This window comes from Flavobacterium sp. ZT3R18 (assembly GCF_007097385.1).
Taxonomy (GTDB): Bacteria; Bacteroidota; Bacteroidia; order Flavobacteriales; family Flavobacteriaceae; genus Flavobacterium.
This window is the reverse complement of record NZ_VJZS01000004.1, coordinates 24,822-45,601: the sequence shown is the minus strand read 5'-3', so window position 1 is coordinate 45,601 and position 20,780 is coordinate 24,822. Positions and strand designations below refer to the sequence as shown.

Genomic DNA, 20,780 nt, shown 5'->3' with positions numbered 1-20,780 from the left:
TGCTATCAGGGCTAGGGCATCCCGTTCCTCAACATCTTTAGTTAATACGACAAAGTTAAACTTTATAAAACCAAAGGAAATAAAAAAACGCATTCTCATTAAACTATTTTCAATATTTTTGATCCTATACAAAACCAATCTTCGCAATTATTTCAAAATCAATACTATCACTATTCATTGCACTTTTTTTGATATGACAGTCCGCAAAGTGTACCATGTATATTTTTTTCGCCACTGATTTCACAGATTCGCACAGATTTTATGCACATTATTAGAGAAATCTGTGTGAATCTTTTTAATCTGTGGCCAATTTTATCGGTTTGGCATTAGTCACAGATACTCATGTTTTTTGATTAATTGATCCTCAGACACCACAGAGAGTGCAAGATGTCATTGCACAAGCTAGGATAAATTTACCGTATCTATTTTACTTTAAGGCTATAACCTTAAAGTATTATTTTTACTTTAAGGCTACAACCTTAAAATAAATTTGTTTTTTTAATGCTATAGCCTTAAATTTGTATTTAAACTTTAAGGCTATACCCTTATGAAAAATCAGAAACAACAATTACTAATCGACCAAACAGAACGAAAACTAACTGTTTTTCGTCCATTAAAAACAGTTATAATTCCACCTAAAGGTTGGATTCATACACTTCGTTCTGCACTTAAAATGTCAATGCGACAATTAGGAAATAGGTTGTCTATATCAGCGCAAAGCATCAAGGAAATGGAAGAAAGAGAAGTAAATGGAACGATTTCTCTTAAATCATTGAATGAGGCGGCTCGTGCTCTGGATATGAAATTAGTGTATGGTTTTGTTTCGCAACACGAGAGTTTGGAAGAGATGATTGAGCAAAGAGCTCAGGAAATTGCAAGAGAAATTGTCTTGCGAACCAGTAATTCTATGAAATTGGAAGAGCAGCAAAACTCGGAACAACGGATTAAAAAAGCAATCGAACTAAAAACAACCGAGATTAAAAATGAAATGCCGAAATATTTATGGGATTAAATATCAACTACATTCAAGGACAAACAGAACTCGACGAGGAGGAAAAAGAAGGTCTTTTAATTAAGTCCATTACCACAAGGGAAGAGTTGGATGAATTTGAGCAACAGAATATTGAAAAAGCCATTCAATGGACTTTTGCCCGAAAGTTCAAAAAAGAGCAATTACTGACGGAAAAGTTCATTAAAGACCTTCATAAAAAAATGTATGCGGATGTTTGGAAATGGGCGGGACAATTTAGAAGCTCCGAAAAAAATATAGGGGTAAAAAGTTATTTAATCCCAATTGAACTAAGGAATCTATTGGATGATTGCCTATTTTGGATTGACAACAACACCTATTCCCACGAGGAAATTGCAATTCGATTCAAGCACCGATTAGTTAGTATTCATTGTTTTCCCAACGGTAACGGAAGACATTCTCGACTAATAGCCGACCTAATCATGGAAAAGATTTTTAGAGATCCTTTTTTTACTTGGGGAAGGAATGATTTGGTTCGGCAAACCGACGCAAGAGCAACCTATATAAAAGCAGTGAAATTGGCAGATAAAAATGAAATACAATCTTTAATAGCTTTTGCAAAATCGTAAAAATTTCACCTTCGCATTAAACTATTTTCAATATTTTTGATCCTATCCAAAACTAATCTTTGCAACCATGCCAAAATCAATACTATTACTATTCATTGTGCTTTTTTGCATTAATTGTTCCTCTGACACTACAGAGCCAGACCCTTCAACACCTACAGAAACACTATATTTTCCACCGATTTCGGGTTCAACATGGGAAACCAAATCAATAGAAAGCCTCGGTTGGAAATCTTCCGCTGTACAACCCCTTTTGGATTATTTAGCACTCAAACATTCCAAAGGTTTTATCATCATTGTCAACGGGCGCATCGTAATGGAAAATTATTTTAACGGTCATGATACCAACACCAATTGGTATTGGGCAAGTGCAGGGAAAACATTAACATCAACCATGACGGGAATTGCCCAACAAGAAAATCTCATCAACATCAACAACAAAGTGTCTCAATATATAGGAACGGGTTGGACGAGTGCGCCAATTGCCAAAGAAAATCTCATTACCTGCAAAAATTTATTGACCATGACTTCCGGTCTAGACGACACCACCGATAATGTTTCACCTTCGGCCCTAACCTACACCTCCGATGCAGGGACCCGTTGGGCGTATCACAATGTATATGTAAAATTGCAAGATGTCATTGCACAAGCCAGTGGTCAAACTTGGAATTCCTATTTCAACGCCAAATTAAGAGACAAAATAGGAATGAATGGGACTTGGCTTACCTCTGGCAACAATATTGTGTATAGCAGTACCACCAGAAGCATGGCCCGTTTTGGATTACTGATGTACAATAAAGGAAAATGGGAGAATGATGTAATCTTAAACGAAAGTTATTTCAATGAAGCTACAAACGCTTCTCAAAACATCAACTTAGGATACGGCTATTTATGGTGGTTGAATGGTAAAGCCAATTACCATTTACCACAATCACAAGCTACTTTTCAAGGAAGTATCATCCCAACAGCACCAAACGATATGTTTATGGCATTGGGCAAAAACGACCAAAAAATCTATGTGGTTCCCAGCAAAAAAATGGTCGTTATCCGAATGGGGGATGCCGCAGATAATGCAAACCTAGCCCTATCCGATTTCGACGAAACGCTTTGGACAAAAATTAGTGCTTTGTATCAGTAGGGTTAAAAATTATTTATTACAAAAAAATCCTTTAAATAATTAGCAGTGTTTCGTAATTATGTTAAAAATCACAAAACACCGCTAAACTTTTCATAGACTATAACCCGCTGCATAATCCCGAAAGATTTCGGGACTGACTTTACCTTTTTTTCAAAAGCTCTTTAAAGCTGTAAATCCATAAAAATTGCCTAACTTCTCCTTGAATATCTTAGAAATTCAACAATGGAGGGTTACAGCAATAGTTTGAAAAGCATGTTACTTGAGTAGCACGATTTTTGTATATTTGTATTTCTAAAATTAGTAATTATGACAACGCTAAATATAAACGAAAGAACCAAAGCAGGGAAAGTTGTCCTTGAATTGGTAAAAATACTCACTGATGCGGGAAGTAAAGGAATAACAATTGATGCAGGACTTGGAAAACCCGTTACAAAAGAATTAAGTTTGAAAGAAAAAAAATATCTAAATAACTTAAAAAAAGTAGCTGAAGATATTAGAGAGAATATCGGTAAAAAACAATACCAATCGGCACAATCTTTTTTAGATGAATTATAAAGTAACTGTTCACGAAAACTTTAAAAAAGAATTAAAGCCGTTAGCAAAAAAATTCCCTTCCTTAAAATCAGATATTCAATATTTATTAGATAATATTGAAAAAGAATTAGCATTATCTACCGATTTAGGAGACGGTTTTAGAAAAATCAATCTAAAAATAAAATCCAAAGGCAAAGGTTCTAGCGGTGGCGGTAGAATTATAACTTACGAAACTATAATTGAAGTCAACCAAAAAGAAATACTTTTGAGTTCTATTTATAATAAAACTGATTTTGATGCTATTGATTTATCTATTCTAAAGAAAAATCTAAGACTTTAATTTTATAAAAGACCCCTCGCTGAAAGCTTTACATAATCCTATTAGGATAGCGAAAAATCCTTTTACTTGCAATAAGTCATTAGAAAAGGTCCTTAAATAATTAGTGGTGTTTCATAATTAAGTTAAAAATTACGAAACACCGCTAAACTTTTCATTCCTAATAATTATCGAGGCAATTATCTAAATACATCGACCTATTTCCTCATTCTCCTCATCAATCCTAAAAAGAAAAAGACCAAACCAACAATCAATAAAGCATAATAAAAACCAACACTGGTTGTTCTAATAATGTTTGCCAACACAAAAGCCGCGATACTTACAAAATAAAAGTAAATAGGATTATAATTTTTCATAAAGCACAGATCAATTATTTAAAAAAACTATCTACAAACTCGTGTTTATTAAAAACCTGCAAATCTTCAATTCCTTCTCCAACACCAATGTATTTAACCGGAATTTGAAACTGATCTGAAATACCGATAACAACACCACCTTTAGCAGTACCGTCTAATTTGGTAACCGCTAAGCAAGTAACCTCCGTAGCTGCAGTAAATTGTTTGGCTTGTTCAAACGCATTTTGACCCGTAGAACCATCCAAAACCAGCATTACATCGTGAGGGGCATCGCCAACCACTTTTTGCATCACTCGTTTTACTTTTGAAAGTTCATTCATCAGGTTAATTTTATTGTGCAAACGACCCGCTGTATCAATAATGACAATATCCGCATTTTGCGCCACAGCCGATTGCAAGGTATCAAAAGCTACCGAAGCAGGATCACTCCCCATTTCTTGTCTAACAATAGACACACCTACTCTATCAGCCCAAATTTGCAATTGATCAATAGCGGCCGCACGAAAAGTATCTGCTGCTCCAAGAACCACATTAAAACCAGCTTTCTTAAATTGATAAGCCAATTTTCCTATTGTAGTTGTTTTACCCACTCCATTTACTCCAACTACCATCAAAACGTAAGGTTTTGTGTTCACAGTCCCGATAGACATCGGGATAACAAACTCTGTCGCTTCTCCCGCATTGGTCTCAGATAATAAAGCGGCTATTTCTTCTCTTAGAATCTGGTTCAGCTCATCAATACCTAAGTACTTATCAGCTTCCACTCTTTTTTCTATTCGGGTAATTATTTTTAGTGTTGTATTGACTCCCACATCCGAAGAAACGAGAATTTCTTCTAAATTATCTAAAACATCATCATCCACTTTTGACTTTCCAGCCACTGCTTTGGATAACTTGGAAAAAAAAGTAGTTTTAGTTTTTTCTAGACCTTTGTCTAACGATTCTTTTTTCTCTGAGGAGAATATTTTTTTAAAAAAGCTCATTTAAAATGAAGATTTACGATTTGGAATTCACATTTTTCGAAAGATTCAGAAAACAAACCTTAGAAAAACTTAAAATTAATCTCTAAAACCATGTTTTCTATTTCGAGTTGTAAATATAGAAAATAAAAAAGCTACTTCCGAATGAAAGTAGCTTTTCTATATAATAGGTAAGTTGATTATTTCTTTTTCAAGAATTCATCAACTGCTTCAGGAGCCATAATAGATTCAACGAATGTATATGCTCCGGTTACTGGAGATTTCACCATTTTGATGGCTTTTGATAATCTCTTAGAAGATGTTTGTAACGATGCTACGGTTTTCTTTGCCATGATTCAAATGTTATTTGAAATTTTCATAAAAACTCTAATGGCAAAACCATTTGAGATTTTATAAAATCTCTAATTATTACTTAATTTCTTTATGAACAGTTACTCTTTTCAAGATTGGATTAAATTTCTTAATCTCTAATCTGTCTGGAGTGTTTTTTTTGTTCTTTGTTGTTATGTATCTTGAAGTTCCTGCTACACCTGAAGTTTTGTGTTCAGTACATTCTAAAATTACCTGGATTCTATTTCCTTTCTTTGCCATCTTGCTATTTGTTTATTTTGGAAAAGATTATTTAATAAATCCTTCTGACTGCGCTTTTTTCAAAACTGCAGCGATTCCATTTTTATTAATTGTTTTTATCGTAGATGCTGCTACTCTAAGAGTAATCCATCTATCTTCTTCTGGAAGATAAAAACGCTTTTTAACTAAGTTCACAGAAAATTTTCTCTTAGTTTTGTTCATAGCGTGAGAAACGTTATTTCCTACCATCGCTCTTTTACCTGTAAGGTCACAAACTCTTGACATTATACTTATCTTTTATCGTTATCTAAAATCAGGGTGCAAAGAAAAGAAAAATAAACCTATAAACCAAAATATTTAAAGCTCTTTTTTCAAAATTTCTTTCTGCAATATTTCAAGACTCTTAACCACAGCTCTATCTATCACTTTCTCACGGGGTTGGCCAAAATTAAATTCTTCAACAATTACTCCGTTCGGTGTAGCCAATGCTATAAATACAGTCCCGACTTCCGCTTTTCCCTCCTCTTTGGTAGGTCCGGCATTCCCCGTGGTAGCAATTGCATAATCGGTTTTCATTATCCTTTTCACGCTCAAAGCCATAGCCGATGCAACCGCAGCACTCACCACAGTATGCTCTTCTATCAAACTTTCAGAAAGCCCTAAAACATCAATTTTAACTGCCGTATCATACGAAACAACACTCCCTTTAAAATATTTTGAAGCCCCAGGAACCGCCGTCAACGTTTGTGCGATTTTACCACCTGTGCAACTCTCTGCCGTAGAAAGGGTTTTATTTTGCTTTGTAAGCAACTTCCCTAAAACAACTTCTATCGTCTCATCTTCCTCAAAACCTACAATGATATCATGAATAATAGCATCTAAAGAAAATACATACTCTTCAATTGCCTTTTCCAATTTCTCTTTATCCGCCCCTCTTGCCGAAAGACGCAAACGCAATTTTCCTGGACTAGGCAAGTACGCCAATTTCAAAAACTCAGGCAAACCATCTTCCCACTGCTCGATACGCTCCGCTACCAAACTTTCCCCTTGACCGTAAGTTAGTATTGTTTTATGAATAATATAAGGTCTTTTATATTCCTTAATCACTTTTGGAACAACTTCATTTTGCACCAAATATTCCATCTCATAAGGCACGCCAGGAAGCGACACAAAAACCGTATTTTCTTTCTTTATCCACATTCCAGGAGCTGTTCCCATCTTATTATGGAGTACTGTACATTTAGAAGGAACGAGTGCTTGATCTTTATTGATCTGAGTGATTTTCCTCTTAAAATAGTCTTCAATCAATTGGGTAACATGAGCCAAAACCGCTTCATCCACAACCAATTGATCTTCAAAATAATCACAAAAAGTCTTCTTCGTAACATCATCCTTTGTAGGTCCTAATCCACCTGTAACAATAACTAAATCCACGGTATTTTGAAGTTTAGAAAATGTTGCTAAAATATGCTCTTTAGAATCACTAATCGAAATAATCTCACTAATTTCGACACCTATTCTATCTAATGATTTTGCAATAAAAGCAGAATTAGTATCTACTATTTGACCAATTAAAATCTCATCCCCAATGGTAACTATAGTTGCCTTCATGTATTGATATTTTTTTTATTAGATATAAAAAAAATCCAACAGTTGTATTTACAAATACAGCTGTGGATTTTAATTATATACACTCATTATGATTGTACAGAAAATTAAATTGAAACCAAGATTTAAAGATCGAAATCTTTTCTTATCTCTTTAATAGCATCTTTAACCTGAGTTTTAACACTCTTATAAGTTTCAATTATTTCTTTCTTTTTACCTTCTGCTTTAGTCCAAGCTTCAATTTGAAGAATTTCTTCGAATGCCACATTCAAACCAAGCAAATCTAATGTTGGTTTTAATTTATGAGCAAAGGCATACGTGTGTTTATGATCTTTTTTTTTAATCCCCTCTCCTATTTCCATTAAATCACTTGGAACTTCGGTAACGAATAAATTTAAAATTTCATTCACAAACTCCGGATCATTATCTGAAAGTGCGTACACTTTTGCTAGGTTGTATTTTAAAGCCATTATTTTACTTGTATTCTAAATAGTTTTTGTCCTTCTAAAAATCCTTCTAAAACATCATCTGGTTTCACTGCCGCGACTCCTTCTGGTGTTCCTGTAAAAATAATATCGCCAATTTTTAAAGTAAAATATTGAGATACATAAGATACCAACTCATCAATATTCCACAGCATAAGATTAGAATTACCTTTTTGCACAGTACTATTATTGTTGGTTAATTCAAATGTAATATTTTCTAATGAAACAAACTGACTTTTATGCAAAAATTCTCCTATGACAGCCGAACCATCAAATGCCTTGGCTTTTTCCCACGGAAGTCCTTTTTCCTTTAACTTCGCTTGCAAATCCCTAGCCGTAAAATCAATCCCTACGCTAATTTCGTCATAATATTTGTGTGCAAACTTGGGTTCAATATATTTCCCCACTTTATTTATTTTGACAATCAATTCAATTTCATGATGAATATCCTCCGAAAATTCAGGAATCACAAAAGGATGTTGTTTCAACAAAACCGCCGAATCGGGCTTCATAAAAATAACCGGCTCCGAAGGGCGTTCGTTTTTTAATTCTTCAATATGATTGGCATAGTTCCTGCCGATGCAAATTATTTTCATTTTCTAAAAGTATTCAGTTTACAGTCGCAGTTTACAGTCGCAGTTCGCAGTCGCAGTTTACAGTCGCAGTTTACAGTCCAGCACTACCGAGTAGTAACTGAATACTGAGACTGAATACCAGATACCGAGACTGAACACTGAGACTGAATACTGAAAACTTATTTCGTATTTAATTTTCTTAATTTAATAGCCGTCAATACTTTCTTGGTATACAGCGGAAAATCTGCATTTTGAATCCAACTAAAATACCCAGGTTCCGATTCTAAAATTTTATCCACTTTGACTCCTTTGTGCTTTCCGAAGGTGAAAATCTCTTCATCGTCTTTATCAAAAGCGATCATTCCTGCAAAATCGGCAATCTTTTTTCTGGTGGTAAACTCAGACAATGATTTCATATCGTTTTCTAAATCCGGATAACGATCCAATTGTGCTTTCAGAATTTCATAAGTAGCCATGGTATCCGCTTCCGCAGAATGGGCATTTTCGAGTCCTTTATCACAATAAAATTTCAAGGCAGCACTCAAGGTACGCTCTTCCATTTTATGAAAAACGGTTTGCACATCTACAGAAACCCTTCCTTTCATGTCAAAGTCAACCCCGGCACGCAATAATTCTTCGGCAAGCAACGGAATATCGAAACGATCCGAATTAAATCCTGCCAAATCACTGTCCTTGATCATATTGTAAACCTGAGAAGCCAATTCATTAAATGTAGGCTCATTGGCTACTTTTTCATCGCTAATTCCATGAATAGCCGTTGATTGTGGAGGAATCGGAATCGTTGGATTCACCAACCATGTTTTACTTTCTTTATTTCCGTTGGGAAAAACTTTTAATACTGATATTTCAACAATTCTATCTTTTCCGATGTCAATTCCTGTAGTTTCAAGATCGAAAAAGCAAATCGGTTTATTGAGTTTAAGTTCCATTTTTTGTTTTTGAATTAATACAAATATAAAAGATTTGGGTTTGATTTCTTTTAAAGTTTCATAAAAAAACAAAACCCGACAAATTTCTATAATTTGTCGGGTCTGTTTTTTATTTATATAGAATTAATAATCTCTATTTACATCAAAAGCTTCTAGATATTCAGCTACACGTTTTACAAAGTTTCCACCGAGCGCACCATTAACAACACGGTGATCGTAACTATGCGACAAGAACATTTTTTGACGAATACCTATAAAATCCCCATCTGGAGTTTCGATAACTGCTGGCATTTTACGTATCGCGCCGAGAGCCAAAATCCCTACTTGAGGTTGGTTCAAAATTGGCGTTCCAAAAATACTTCCAAAAGTACCTACATTGGTAACTGTATAAGTTCCTCCTTGTGTATCATCTGGTTTTAGCTTTCCTGCTTTGGCACGACCTCCTAAGTCATTCACGGCTTTTGCCATTCCAACCAAATTCAACTGGTCAGCATTTTTTATAACAGGAACAATTAAATTCCCATTTGGCAATGAAGCCGCCATTCCAAGGTTTATATTTTTCTTTTTTATAATAAAATCACCATCCACAGAGACATTCATTTCCGGAAAATCCTTCAATGCTTTAGCAACTGCCTCCATAAAAATTGGCGTGTAAGTCAATTTCTCACCCTCACGTTTCTCAAAAGCATTTTTATTTTTCTCTCTCCATTTTACTATGTTTGTCACATCCACTTCAACAAACGACTGCACGTGAGCTGACGTTTGTACAGAAGCCACCATATAACCCGCAATCAACTTGGTCATTCTATCCATTTCTACAATCTCATCTCCTCCATTTACAGAAACAGGCGAAACCTTTTGTGATGGAACACTTACCGAAACTTTTGGAGCTTCAACAGTTTTAACTGGTGCCGCAACGGCAACGGCAGATTGACTTCCTCTATTTTTTACGTAACTTAATATATCTTCTTTAGTAACGCGACCTTCTTTTCCAGAACCGCTGATACTTTCTAGTTCCGCTAAAGAAACGCCTTCTTCTTTGGCTATATTTTTTACTAATGGCGAAAAGAATTTATCGCTTTCAGAAAAATTAACCGGAGCTGAAACTGATTCTTTTACTGATTCTATTGTTTTCTGAATTTCAGCAATCCCGATAGCTATCGGGACTGGAGTTGCTTCTGCACTTGGTGCTTCAATATTTCCGCCTTCGGTTTCAATAATAGCAATGGTTTGTCCTACTTGAACCAAATCATCTTTACCAAATAACTTTTCGATAAGCACACCTGAAACCTCCGATGGGACTTCAGAATCTACTTTATCAGTAGCAATTTCCAAAACCGCTTCGTCCGCTTCAATTTTGTCGCCAACTTCTTTTAACCAATTTGTGATAGTTGCTTCTGCAACGCTTTCTCCCATTTTAGGAAGCTTTAATTCAAATCTTGCCATATTGTTAATCTAAAAGGTGATTTTGATTTTCAGTTTGCGAAATTACTAAATATTATCAATATAAATTACACTAAATGTAATTTTTACTTGATTTTTACAACTTCTCCTCTATCGTTAGAAGAATCACTTCCAATGATAAAATTTGCGTTTTTTGGCATTATTTTAAAGGTAATTCCTTTGTTTCTATGCCTTTCATGAATATTAATGCATTCTTTGAACGAAACAAACTCATTATCCAAAATAATCTGTGCCCCATTTCTTATTGAAATTGAAGACAAATTTACCTTTTTTTCTGTTTTCCAATCCAGAAAATCAACCTTTTTTTGTACCCCAACGGCTATTATTTTTGCTAATGTTACTGATGAAGAGAGTAATAAATAATTTTTAGGGATGCTTTTTATTTTGGTTCTCCCTTGAATTCTCTTTGTTAAAGAAAAAAACACAATTCCAATTTTCACCCCGATAGCCATCGGGACCGAAAAAAGAAAGGATGCTTTAAAATGTTTTCTATAAAAAAATTCCATTGCTTCTTGAAATCGCTTCATATAAGTACCGTCTTTAATCGTACTTTCTCCTTTATAATGTATCACGGTTGTTTCGTGAAAATAATAATTGGTTTTTCCTTTTTGCAACACCATATAAGACAAATCAATATCGTCTGAATACATAAAACAATCTTCATCAAAACCTCCTACTTTATTATACAGTTCTCTCTTCAAGAACATAAAAGCACCAACCAAAATGGCTACTTTGCCCGTTTGATTTTCATCTAAATGTTGGGCATAGTATTTATTACAACGATTTGATTTTGGGAATAGCTTGTACAAGCTGGTAATCTTAGTAAAGGCAACCCAAGGCGTTGGGATTCCTCTTTTACTTTCGGGCAGGAAATTACCAGTTCCGTCAATGAGTTTTACCCCTACAATTCCTAAGTCGATTTGTTTTTTGGCGAAAGCCAATACTTTTTCAAAGGTATCTTCTGCCACGACGGTATCGGGGTTAAGAATACAAATATATTCGCCGCTTGCATGCTCTACTCCTATATTATTTCCTTTTGGAAAACCTACATTTTGATCGTTTTGAATGAGCTTGACATTTGGGAAACGGGTTTTCATCATTTCGCAACTATCATCAGAAGAGTTATTGTCTATGACAATGATTTCGGAATCTATGTTTTCTAAAGCGCTTTCGACACTTAGTACACAGAGTTCTAAAAAATAGCGAACGTTATAATTGAGGATAATGACGGATAGTTGCATTAGGCAAATATAAACATTAGGAATTTCAAAATGCAACTACACAATTACAATAGTTTTAGAAGTTCTTTTGGGTTTCTCTTGTTGTTCCAAAACAAAACTAATTCGACTTGATTTTGAGATTGATTAATTCTATAAAATAACGTAGTTTGTTTTGAAATCACTAATGAATAGATTTTCTTTTCCTTTCTATATATTCCAATTTCAGGCTGCACAGCTAATCTTTCAGCAGCAACTGCAACTAGGGCTATGAATTTTGAGACTTCTTCAAAATTCCATTTAAGAAAAATAAAATCCACCTCATCATTAAATGATTCTTTCGATAAAACCGACCAATAAACGAAATATGCCATCAAGAAATATTGAATCTTTTCTTAATATCACTCATAACTTTTTCGTGAGGGATTAACTTTCCCTCTTCGCACTGTTTTAAACCTTTTTCAAGTAATTGGTTTAGTGTTTCTGGCAGATCATCCCAATCGGTATCTGAATTTTCTTTTTCCAAATTTTCTTTTTCCAAATCGGTTTTAGATTGGTACAAAGTAGCACTTTCTTCGACTTTTGGAAGATTTTCGTTGGGTTTATCTTTTTTGGAATTTGAATTCATTACCTATTTTTTTGACTATCAAATATACGAAATAAAACAATATAAAAATTGCGCGCCAACTTAAGTCAGGGCATTCGTTTTAAAAAAAAGCCCCTTCAATTATTTTGATTTTATAAAATCTGAGTAAAAATATTGGTAAGCAGATTTGTCAGATTTACGCAGATTCTAAACTTTAAAAAAATAATCAAAACTAGATCCTAGGTTTTATCCAATCACTTCCATTTGGGATTTTCTTTAAATAAGAAAGACTACTTTAAAAGCATTTACTTTGGTTTAAAAATAAACAATTCGCAAATAGCCATTTAATAGCTTACTTTTGCAAAAAAATTAGCCTTGTGAATTATTTATCAGTAGAAAATATATCAAAATCTTTTGGAGAGCGCACGCTTTTCAAAGACATTTCGTTTGGGATCAACAAAGATCAAAAAATTGCCTTTATCGCCAAAAACGGTTCGGGTAAAACCACTATAATGAACATTATCAACGGTTTTGACGAACCAGACACAGGACAGGTGGTGCTTAGAAAAAGTATTCGAATGGCTTTTTTGTCACAAGACAACAAACTGCAGGATGAATTGACGATTGAGGAAAGCATTTTCGCCTCGGACAATGAGAGTCTAAAAGTGATTGAAGCCTACGAAAAAGCATTAGAAAATCCTGAAGATGAGGAAGCCTACCAAAAGGCTTTTGACGGAATGGATCAGCATAATGCTTGGGATTTTGAAACGCAATACAAGCAAATCTTGTTTAAATTGAAGTTGGAAGACTTTAAACTGAAAGTAAAAAACCTTTCGGGTGGACAAAAAAAACGTTTGTCTCTTGCCATCATTTTGATTAACCGCCCTGATTTATTAATTCTGGATGAGCCAACGAATCACTTAGACTTAGAAATGATTGAATGGTTGGAGAGTTATTTTGCCAAAGAAAACATTACGTTGTTTATGGTAACGCACGACCGTTTCTTCTTGGAGCGTGTTTGTAACGAAATCATTGAATTGGACAACGGAAAAATATACCAATACAAAGGAAACTATTCTTATTATTTAGAGAAAAAAGAAGAGCGTATTGCCTCCGAAAATTCTAGTGTTGACAAAGCGCAAAACTTGTTCGTAAAAGAATTGGAATGGATGCGTCGCCAACCTAAAGCGCGTACTTGTAAAAGTAAATCACGTCAGGACGATTTTTACGATATTAAGGAAAAAGCCCAAAGTCGCAGAAAAGAAAATGTAGTGGAACTGGAAATTAATATGGAACGAATGGGAAGCAAAATTATTGAGCTTCACAAGATTTCCAAGAAATTTAAGGATCATGTGATTTTGGATAATTTTAGTTTTGATTTTCAACGTGGAGAACGCATTGGAATCATTGGTAAAAACGGAACTGGAAAATCTACTTTCTTGAATCTTTTGACAGGAACCTTGCCTTTAGATTCTGGAAAAGTGGTTGTGGGAGAGACAATCAAAATTGGCTACTACACCCAAAGCGGGATTAACCCAAAACCAGGTCAACGTGTGATTGATGTCATCAAGGAATATGGTGAGTACATTCCGCTTACGAAAGGAAAAATCATTTCGGCTTCGCAATTGTTGGAGCGTTTTCTTTTTGATGCCAAAAAACAATATGATTATGTAGAGAAATTGAGTGGTGGTGAGTTGAAACGGTTGTATTTATGTACGGTTTTGATTCAGAATCCAAACTTTTTGATTCTCGATGAGCCTACGAACGATTTAGATATCGTAACCTTAAACGTGTTGGAAAGTTTCTTAATGGATTATCCTGGTTGTTTGGTGGTGGTTTCTCACGACCGTTATTTTATGGATAAAATCGTGGATCAGTTATTCGTTTTTAGAGGTCAAGGCGAGATTGAAAACTTCCCAGGGAATTACTCTGATTTTAGAGCCTACGAAGACAGTGCCGATGTAGCCCAGAAAGAAGACAATAAAACCGAGAAAAAAGAATGGAAGCAAAACAATCCGACCGGAAATTTGACTTTCAACGAGCAAAAAGAATTTCAGAAAATTGAGAGAGAAATCAAGGATTTGGAAATCGATAAAACCAAAATTGAGCAGTTGTTTTCGGATGGAAAAGTCGCTGATGCCGATATTGAGAAGAAAGCAAAAGAACTCGAAAACATCATCAAGAAAATGGAAGATAAGGAAGAAAGATGGTTTGAGTTGAGTGCGAAGATGGAGGGATAAATTTTTAGTATTCAGTCGCAGTTTGCAGTAGACACTTATTTTAAAATAGTTTTCAAAAACCACAACGGGATTTAATTTTGTTGTGGCTTTTTATTTTTTAGCAAATAACTTTTCAATCAAAACTATTGGCTTGGCAAACTAAAAACTAAGACTTATGCTTTTAACAAAAACCCTATCCAATTTTACTATATTTGCCTTTCTAAAAAACAACCCATTATCTATGAAACACCTATTATCTACACTACTAGCCTTCACTCTTTTTATTTCTTGTTCTAAAAACAAAGAAACAACAGTGGATTACGTTGCCAAAAACGACAAAGAAATTACCGATTACATAGCTAAAAACAAATTAACTGCACAAAAAAGTGATACTGGTCTGTATTATGTGATTACCGAAGCTGGAACTGGAGCGCAACCTACAGCAGCATCTAATGTAACCGTTGCCTATAAAGGTTATTTTTCAAATGGAACTGCATTCGATCAAAGTACTTCCGCAGGAATTTCTTTTGGTTTGAATCAAGTCATAAAAGGCTGGACAGAAGGTATCCCCCATTTCAAAACTGGTGGTAGCGGTATTCTTTTGGTACCGGCCCATTTAGGATATGGAAATAACGCTGTGGGTCCTATTCCTGGAGGTTCAGTACTTATTTTTGATGTTAAATTGATTAAAGTAAATTAAACCGCAACACCGCTTTACTGCCAATACAAGAAACCCCAATCTGAGGGATTCCTAATTAAAGTAAACATAAAAAAACCCACAACCGAATCTAATTCTGTTGTGGGTTTTATTTACAACTCATTTAGAGGTTGGGATTTGCTTGGTCAAAAATATCGTAAATGAATTATTATACGTATTTTTGAATTATAAATTTAAATGATGAATGCAATAGAAAGCCATACAGCAGATATAACAAAATTATGCAAAACGCATAATGTTAAGTCATTGTATGCATTTGGCTCCGTTTTAACTGAAAAATTCAATAATGAAAGCGACATTGACTTAATCGTTGAATTTCAACCGTTAGATGTTTTAGATTATGTCGATAATTATTATGCTTTAAAGTTTTCATTAGAAACTATATTAAAAAGAGAAATTGATTTGCTTGAAGAAAAAGCAATTAAAAATCCATATTTTAGAAAAACTATAAATCAAAGTAAACAACTGATTTATGGACAATAATATCAAAACTTGGCTTTATGATATTCTAAGTTCAATTAATGAAATCGAAAGTTATTTTGTTGATCGTCCAAAAGAATTTAAAGTTTATGAAAATGATTTAAGAACTAAAAGAGCTGTAGAAAGGAATATTGAAATCATCGGTGAAGCAATGAACCGAATTTTAAAAGAAGATAGTCAAATCATTATTTCGAACTCCCGAAAAATAGTGGATGTTAGAAATAGAATAATTCACGGCTATGATTCTGTTTCAGACGATGTGATTTGGGGAATTGTAATACGGCATTTACCCATTCTACAAAAAGAGGTCGAAAAAATGTTAGGAGAATAATAAATACTTCCGCCTATACATCCACAATAAAAAAACCACAACATAATTTGATTTCGTTGTGGTTTTTTTTTCAACAATCCTAAATACTTTAGAAAAATATAATATCATGAATCTAAAAAATATAATTACAGATAGACTTTTGCTAATCCCTTTTACAAAAGAAATTGCTAATATCATTTTAAGCGATGATTTTACCAAACTTATTGAAATGGGGTTCCATTTAGGAAAAGGATATCCAGATGAAGAAACTTTAGATACAATTCCAAAAATACTGAATAATCTGAATTTAGTTCAAGAACCTACAGGTTTTGAATCTTGGATGATCGTTTTGAAAGAGGAGATGACAATTATTGGCGATATCGGATTTAAAGGGAAACCAAATCATTTAGGAGCAGTAGATATTGGTTATGGCATAATTGATAGTGAAAGAAAAAAAGGGTATGCAAGCGAAGCTTCTCGTGGTCTAATCAAATGGGCTTTTTCGAACTCCGAGGTTACGTTAATAACCGCTAAATGTCTTTTAGAAAACATCTATTCTTCAAAGATATTAACTAAATTAAATTTTAATGAAGTAGGAAGGGATAATGAAATGATTCACTGGGAGCTGCTCAATTAAAATTTAAAATTTCACAAAACGCTTCAATTGCTTAGGTATATAGACGTTTTATAGCAATGTTTTTTTTATCTACAATGTAAAAGACACCAATCTAGAAAATACAAAAACCACAACGGAATCTAATTCTGTTGTGGTTTTATTTTTCATCTAATTAAAGAATTTTCAAATTAAAATCTTCGACTGTTCAACTGAAAACTGCGACTGAAAACTAAAAACTACCAAGCAATAGGATTATAATCTTTCAAAAACTTTCCGCACCAGTGTTTTCCTGTATTAATACCGTCAAACAAAGGATCCATAACTCGTGCCGCACCATCCACAATATCCAGTGGTGGTTGAAAATCTTGTTCTTCTTGTTTTCGTTTGGCTAGTTCTGCTGGATCTTCGTCGGTTACCCAACCTGTGTCTACGGCATTCATAAAAATCCCGTCTTTTGCCAAAGTTCCTGCGGCAGTGTGCGTGAGCATGTTCAAGGCTGCTTTGGCCATATTGGTATGCGGGTGACGGTCTTCTTTGAAATCGCGGTAAAACTTCCCTTCCATAGCCGAAACATTTATGATGTGTTTTTTGCCCGTGTTGTCTTTCTTCATCACTTCCGAAAGGCGGTTACACAATACAAAAGGCGCCACCGAATTCACGAGTTGCACTTCGATCATTTCGGTGGTTTCGATTTGTCCCAACTTCAATCTCCAGCTGTTTACTTTTCGCAAATCTACTTGCTGCAAGTCGGCATCGAGTTCTCCTTCCGGAAAAACTTCTTGTGCAACCAACGTATTATCGAAAGAATACGGAATTTGGGATAATTTGGCGGAAGCCCTTAAACCAATTCCAGGTTCGGGTCCGTGCCAAGTTACCGGCATATTTTGATTGGAAGAAGCTCCCGAGGTCAATACTTTTAGTTCACCCAAACAATTGGTATGATCCAATAATAATTCCTGTGCCGGTTTTGGCAAAGTCGCTATTGCTCGCTCTTCATTTTCCATCAAGTGGGTATAGAATCCCGCTGGACGTCTCACGGTTTGCGCCGCATTATTGATCAGGATATCCAATCGACCGTATTTTTGTTCAATGAAATTGCAAAAAATCTCCACACTCGGAATATGTCTCAAATCCAATCCGTGAATTTTTAGGCGATGTCCCCACTCCATAAAATCGTCTTCCTTAGAAAAACGCAAAGCCGAATCCACCGGAAAACGAGTCGTTGCTACAACAGTTGCTCCACCACGCAACAGCATCAAAGTAATGTGATAGCCTATTTTTAATCGTGATCCCGTAATCACTGCGATTTGTCCTTTTACATCTGCCGTTTGAAAACGTTTGGCGTAATTAAAATCGCCACAATCCGGACACATCGAATCATAAAAATGGTGCATTTTGGTAAACTCCGTTTTGCACACATAACACTTTCTAGGTGTCTCGAGTTCTAATTGTTCTTTGCTAGCAAGGTCGTTCATCGCTAAAAGCTTTGGAGCCACAAAAACACTTGCTTCACGGGCAGAACGAATTCCGGTTTCCTTACGAGCCGTTCTGTCTTTCTTCTCCTGTTTGCGTTTGGCCAATGCTTTTCCGTCCTTTTTTCTTCGCGCAAACTCATCACGATCTGGACGCGAAAATTGTCCAGCCGCTATGATTAAGGCTGTTCTTTGCTCTTTTGGTATTTCAAAAATCTGGTCTGTATCTACATTCAATTGTGTCAAAATAGTGATACATTGGTTTATTTGTTCCAATGTTATCGCGCTTTTACTCTCTATTGCTTCCTTCATCATTATAAAAATTCATTGCTGTTCTTGGCGTAAATTCCAAGGGCGCAAATATAGTGTTTAAATTGAATAGCAACTCGTGAGGAGTGAATAGTTTAGTTCCTGAATTTTCAGTAATTATCAAGGCATTCGCTTCTAGAACTAATAGTGTTTAATACAGCTGAAAACCCAACTATTAAATATGTTTTTATTTTATCTTTGTATCTTCGTGCCCTCTTTCTAAAAGCCCAAATCGTCTTTATGCTATTTCAAATAAAATCCTATTTACAATTCCTTTGGCACTCCAAAAACGAACATGCTGTACATTCTCCATTTGTGTTTAATTTATTGACCAAATGCTTTTATGCCAAAAAATTCAAATCGGAATATGTTGTTTTAGAAAATTACCGAAACGAACTTTTACAAAATAAAAACACTATTGAAGTAACTGATTTTGGAGCGGGTTCTCGTGTTTTTAAATCCAATACCAGATCAATTGCTCAAATTGCCAAAACAGCAGGAATTTCGGCCAAACGAGCTCAATTATTGTATAGAATTGCCAATTATTTTCAACCTGATACGATATTGGAAATTGGCACTTCACTTGGATTAGCGACTTCCGCCCTTTCATTAGGGAATCCGAAGGCGTCCATTATAACTCTGGAAGGTTGTCCCAATACAATGGCAATGGCAAAAAATCAATTGCAAAAATTTAGCTGCAACAATGTAGAATGTATTGTAACTGAGTTTAATAGCTACTTAGAAATCTGCTCCCGAAAGCTTTCGGGACTAAAATCTAATCCCGATAGCTATCGGGACTGCAATCTGATTTTCTTCGACGGCAACCACTCTAAAAAAGCTACTCTAGAGTATTTCGAATTGCTATTGCCTACGATTACTAACGAAACGGTATGGATATTTGATGACATTCACTGGTCTGAGGAAATGGAAGAAGCTTGGGAGATCATAAAAAAACACCCAAAAGTAACTGTTAGTATTGACACTTTTCAATGGGGATTGGTTTTCTTTAGATACGAACAACCCAAACAGCATTTTATTATTCGGGCATAAAAAAAGACAGTCACCCCCATGACTGTCTTTTTCATTTTGAATTAGTAAATCTGTACTATTACTAATTCAGTTTTTAATTCACTCCAATCACTAAAATTGATAAACCATAAACCATTAAAATAAAAAGTTACATGCCCAATAGCCTACATTTGATACATAACCTCTTTTGTCTTACAAACATACTATTAAAAATCCAGATTAAACAAATAAAAATCGTTAAAATTCACATTTAATCGACAAAATGCACTGTATTGATATTTTAAATAAGTTTTTACTTATGTAAACATGTTTTGAACTTTAAACTTTTCGATTAAACAACTTCCAACTCTTAAAAAAGCTCTTATAATTTTAAACAAAAAAAATGACAGCCGTTTCTGACTGTCATTCTTTAGTTGAATTAACAATTACTTATTCTTTTGCTTTTTCCATTTCTCTAGATTTCGCACCTATTCTGTTCACTTTAAACATTGGTGCAAACTTAAATTTAATTTCGGCTATTTCGCCATTATCCGATGAAGACAAACCTTCTTTCTCAACAGTGTTTTTTCTGCTATCTAATGCTTCATACATCAATTTCACTTCATCATAGTCTTCTCTTGAAAAATTAGATTTGTTATCTTTGTAAGATTGAAAAAAAGTTTCATACACTTTTAAAATATTGTCTTTGTTGACCCATGAAAAATTCATATCATCACCAACTTTTCCTTCTCCAAACAAATTATTTCGCAACTTCTGCTTAGGATTTGCGGCGTCTGTAGCTTGTTTTTCAGCTTCCATATCCGCTTCCACTTTAGCTTTTAAATCATCAAACTTGGCTTTACTCGCATCTACTTTTTCCTGCGCTTTTTCTTTATTCTTCAAATTTGCCAAAGCAGCTTCCGCTTCGCTGGTTTTCATTTGATATCCGGCATCAATTGCCTGCCAATTAGTTTTAGCGTCTGCAACCTTCCCTAAAGAATCTACATAAACAACATACATGTCAACTGTTTTCTCTGCTTGTGTTTCTTTTTCATCCTTACAAGATGTGAATCCTAAAGCGATTAACGCTACTCCTAATAACATTTTTTTACTTTTCATAATTACTGGGTTTGATTAAACATTCGTAAGGTAAATATAGTCATATTTACAATATACTAATATTTTAACTTAAAAAATAATTATAACTATGTTTTTTAAGTTAAAATATTAATATAAATAAAACAACAACATA

General features: G+C 34.5%; 25 protein-coding genes. 11 read left to right on the top strand and 14 right to left on the bottom strand.

Annotated elements, in window-relative coordinates; genetic code table 11:
* Positions 1-547 precede the first annotated feature (547 nt).
* From FNW52_RS06075 to FNW52_RS06055, 5 genes are all read left to right on the top strand, one after another.
* Positions 548-1,012 (top strand): mobile mystery protein A, encoded by a 465-nt coding sequence (locus FNW52_RS06075; RefSeq protein ID WP_143376573.1) that lies wholly within the window; start codon positions 548-550, stop codon positions 1,010-1,012.
* Positions 1,003-1,599, top strand: coding sequence for a mobile mystery protein B (locus tag FNW52_RS06070; RefSeq protein ID WP_143376572.1), 597 nt, complete (start codon positions 1,003-1,005; stop codon positions 1,597-1,599). Before FNW52_RS06075 ends, FNW52_RS06070 begins: the two co-directional genes overlap by 10 nt.
* Before the next feature lie 67 nt (positions 1,600-1,666).
* Entirely contained in the window at positions 1,667-2,734 is a 1,068-nt protein-coding gene (locus tag FNW52_RS06065; RefSeq protein WP_143376571.1) for a serine hydrolase, read from the top strand.
* A gap of 306 nt (positions 2,735-3,040) precedes the next feature.
* Positions 3,041-3,289, top strand: a complete 249-nt coding sequence (locus FNW52_RS06060) for a hypothetical protein (RefSeq protein ID WP_143376570.1) — start codon at positions 3,041-3,043, stop codon at positions 3,287-3,289.
* Positions 3,279-3,608 (top strand): addiction module toxin RelE, encoded by a 330-nt coding sequence (locus tag FNW52_RS06055; RefSeq protein WP_143376569.1) that lies wholly within the window; start codon positions 3,279-3,281, stop codon positions 3,606-3,608. The genes FNW52_RS06060 and FNW52_RS06055 overlap by 11 nt, the downstream gene beginning before the upstream one ends.
* Before the next feature lie 367 nt (positions 3,609-3,975).
* On the opposite strand, the gene ftsY is transcribed toward FNW52_RS06055, so the two are convergent.
* From ftsY to FNW52_RS05995, 12 genes are all read right to left on the bottom strand, one after another.
* Positions 3,976-4,944: a signal recognition particle-docking protein FtsY gene (gene ftsY, locus FNW52_RS06050; RefSeq protein WP_143376568.1), complete on the bottom strand. Its 969-nt coding sequence runs from the start codon at positions 4,942-4,944 to the stop codon at positions 3,976-3,978.
* A 176-nt stretch (positions 4,945-5,120) separates the two neighbouring features.
* Complete coding sequence (locus tag FNW52_RS06045; protein WP_116760430.1) at positions 5,121-5,273, bottom strand: DUF4295 domain-containing protein; 153 nt, start codon at positions 5,271-5,273, stop codon at positions 5,121-5,123.
* A 76-nt stretch (positions 5,274-5,349) separates the two neighbouring features.
* Positions 5,350-5,532, bottom strand: a complete 183-nt coding sequence (rpmG, locus tag FNW52_RS06040) for a 50S ribosomal protein L33 (RefSeq protein WP_017495179.1) — start codon at positions 5,530-5,532, stop codon at positions 5,350-5,352.
* 27 nt (positions 5,533-5,559) lie between these two features.
* Entirely contained in the window at positions 5,560-5,796 is a 237-nt protein-coding gene (rpmB, locus tag FNW52_RS06035) for a 50S ribosomal protein L28 (RefSeq protein ID WP_024980263.1), read from the bottom strand.
* Between the two features lie 72 nt (positions 5,797-5,868).
* Entirely contained in the window at positions 5,869-7,122 is a 1,254-nt protein-coding gene (locus FNW52_RS06030; RefSeq protein WP_143376567.1) for a CinA family nicotinamide mononucleotide deamidase-related protein, read from the bottom strand.
* A 122-nt stretch (positions 7,123-7,244) separates the two neighbouring features.
* Positions 7,245-7,589: an Hpt domain-containing protein gene (locus tag FNW52_RS06025; RefSeq protein WP_143376566.1), complete on the bottom strand. Its 345-nt coding sequence runs from the start codon at positions 7,587-7,589 to the stop codon at positions 7,245-7,247.
* Positions 7,589-8,200 (bottom strand): fumarylacetoacetate hydrolase family protein, encoded by a 612-nt coding sequence (locus FNW52_RS06020; RefSeq protein WP_143376565.1) that lies wholly within the window; start codon positions 8,198-8,200, stop codon positions 7,589-7,591. Before FNW52_RS06020 ends, FNW52_RS06025 begins: the two co-directional genes overlap by 1 nt.
* Before the next feature lie 158 nt (positions 8,201-8,358).
* Positions 8,359-9,129: a 3'-5' exonuclease gene (locus FNW52_RS06015; protein WP_143376564.1), complete on the bottom strand. Its 771-nt coding sequence runs from the start codon at positions 9,127-9,129 to the stop codon at positions 8,359-8,361.
* Positions 9,130-9,252: 123 nt separating this feature from the next.
* Positions 9,253-10,575, bottom strand: coding sequence for a dihydrolipoamide acetyltransferase family protein (locus FNW52_RS06010; RefSeq protein WP_143376563.1), 1,323 nt, complete (start codon positions 10,573-10,575; stop codon positions 9,253-9,255).
* 83 nt (positions 10,576-10,658) lie between these two features.
* On the bottom strand, positions 10,659-11,834 hold the full coding sequence (locus FNW52_RS06005; protein WP_143376562.1) for a glycosyltransferase family 2 protein: 1,176 nt from the start codon (positions 11,832-11,834) through the stop codon (positions 10,659-10,661).
* A 44-nt stretch (positions 11,835-11,878) separates the two neighbouring features.
* The gene (locus FNW52_RS06000; protein WP_143376561.1) at positions 11,879-12,184 is read right to left on the bottom strand and encodes a type II toxin-antitoxin system RelE/ParE family toxin; all 306 of its coding nucleotides are present in this window, start codon (positions 12,182-12,184) and stop codon (positions 11,879-11,881) included.
* On the bottom strand, positions 12,184-12,438 hold the full coding sequence (locus FNW52_RS05995; protein ID WP_143376560.1) for a hypothetical protein: 255 nt from the start codon (positions 12,436-12,438) through the stop codon (positions 12,184-12,186). Before FNW52_RS05995 ends, FNW52_RS06000 begins: the two co-directional genes overlap by 1 nt.
* Positions 12,439-12,773: 335 nt before the next feature.
* Here FNW52_RS05995 and FNW52_RS05990 point away from each other — a divergent pair, with 335 nt between their 5' ends.
* From FNW52_RS05990 to FNW52_RS05970, 5 genes are all read left to right on the top strand, one after another.
* Entirely contained in the window at positions 12,774-14,636 is a 1,863-nt protein-coding gene (locus tag FNW52_RS05990; RefSeq protein WP_143376559.1) for an ABC-F family ATP-binding cassette domain-containing protein, read from the top strand.
* 220 nt (positions 14,637-14,856) lie between these two features.
* Positions 14,857-15,315: an FKBP-type peptidyl-prolyl cis-trans isomerase gene (locus FNW52_RS05985; RefSeq protein WP_143376558.1), complete on the top strand. Its 459-nt coding sequence runs from the start codon at positions 14,857-14,859 to the stop codon at positions 15,313-15,315.
* Positions 15,316-15,510: 195 nt separating this feature from the next.
* Positions 15,511-15,816 carry a nucleotidyltransferase family protein gene (locus tag FNW52_RS05980; RefSeq protein ID WP_370511566.1) on the top strand — a complete coding sequence of 102 codons (306 nt, stop codon included), beginning with the start codon at positions 15,511-15,513 and terminating at the stop codon, positions 15,814-15,816.
* Positions 15,806-16,144 (top strand): DUF86 domain-containing protein, encoded by a 339-nt coding sequence (locus FNW52_RS05975; RefSeq protein WP_143376557.1) that lies wholly within the window; start codon positions 15,806-15,808, stop codon positions 16,142-16,144. Before FNW52_RS05980 ends, FNW52_RS05975 begins: the two co-directional genes overlap by 11 nt.
* 106 nt (positions 16,145-16,250) lie before the next feature.
* Positions 16,251-16,760, top strand: coding sequence for a GNAT family N-acetyltransferase (locus FNW52_RS05970; RefSeq protein WP_143376556.1), 510 nt, complete (start codon positions 16,251-16,253; stop codon positions 16,758-16,760).
* Positions 16,761-16,975: 215 nt separating this feature from the next.
* Here the strand turns inward: FNW52_RS05970 and FNW52_RS05965 are convergent, their stop codons facing one another.
* On the bottom strand, positions 16,976-18,526 hold the full coding sequence (locus FNW52_RS05965; RefSeq protein ID WP_143376555.1) for an SDR family NAD(P)-dependent oxidoreductase: 1,551 nt from the start codon (positions 18,524-18,526) through the stop codon (positions 16,976-16,978).
* Positions 18,527-18,760: 234 nt separating this feature from the next.
* Here FNW52_RS05965 and FNW52_RS05960 point away from each other — a divergent pair, with 234 nt between their 5' ends.
* Positions 18,761-19,570: an O-methyltransferase gene (locus FNW52_RS05960; RefSeq protein WP_143376554.1), complete on the top strand. Its 810-nt coding sequence runs from the start codon at positions 18,761-18,763 to the stop codon at positions 19,568-19,570.
* Positions 19,571-19,978: 408 nt separating this feature from the next.
* Here the strand turns inward: FNW52_RS05960 and FNW52_RS05955 are convergent, their stop codons facing one another.
* Positions 19,979-20,647, bottom strand: a complete 669-nt coding sequence (locus FNW52_RS05955; protein WP_143376553.1) for a hypothetical protein — start codon at positions 20,645-20,647, stop codon at positions 19,979-19,981.
* Positions 20,648-20,780: the final 133 nt, after the last annotated feature.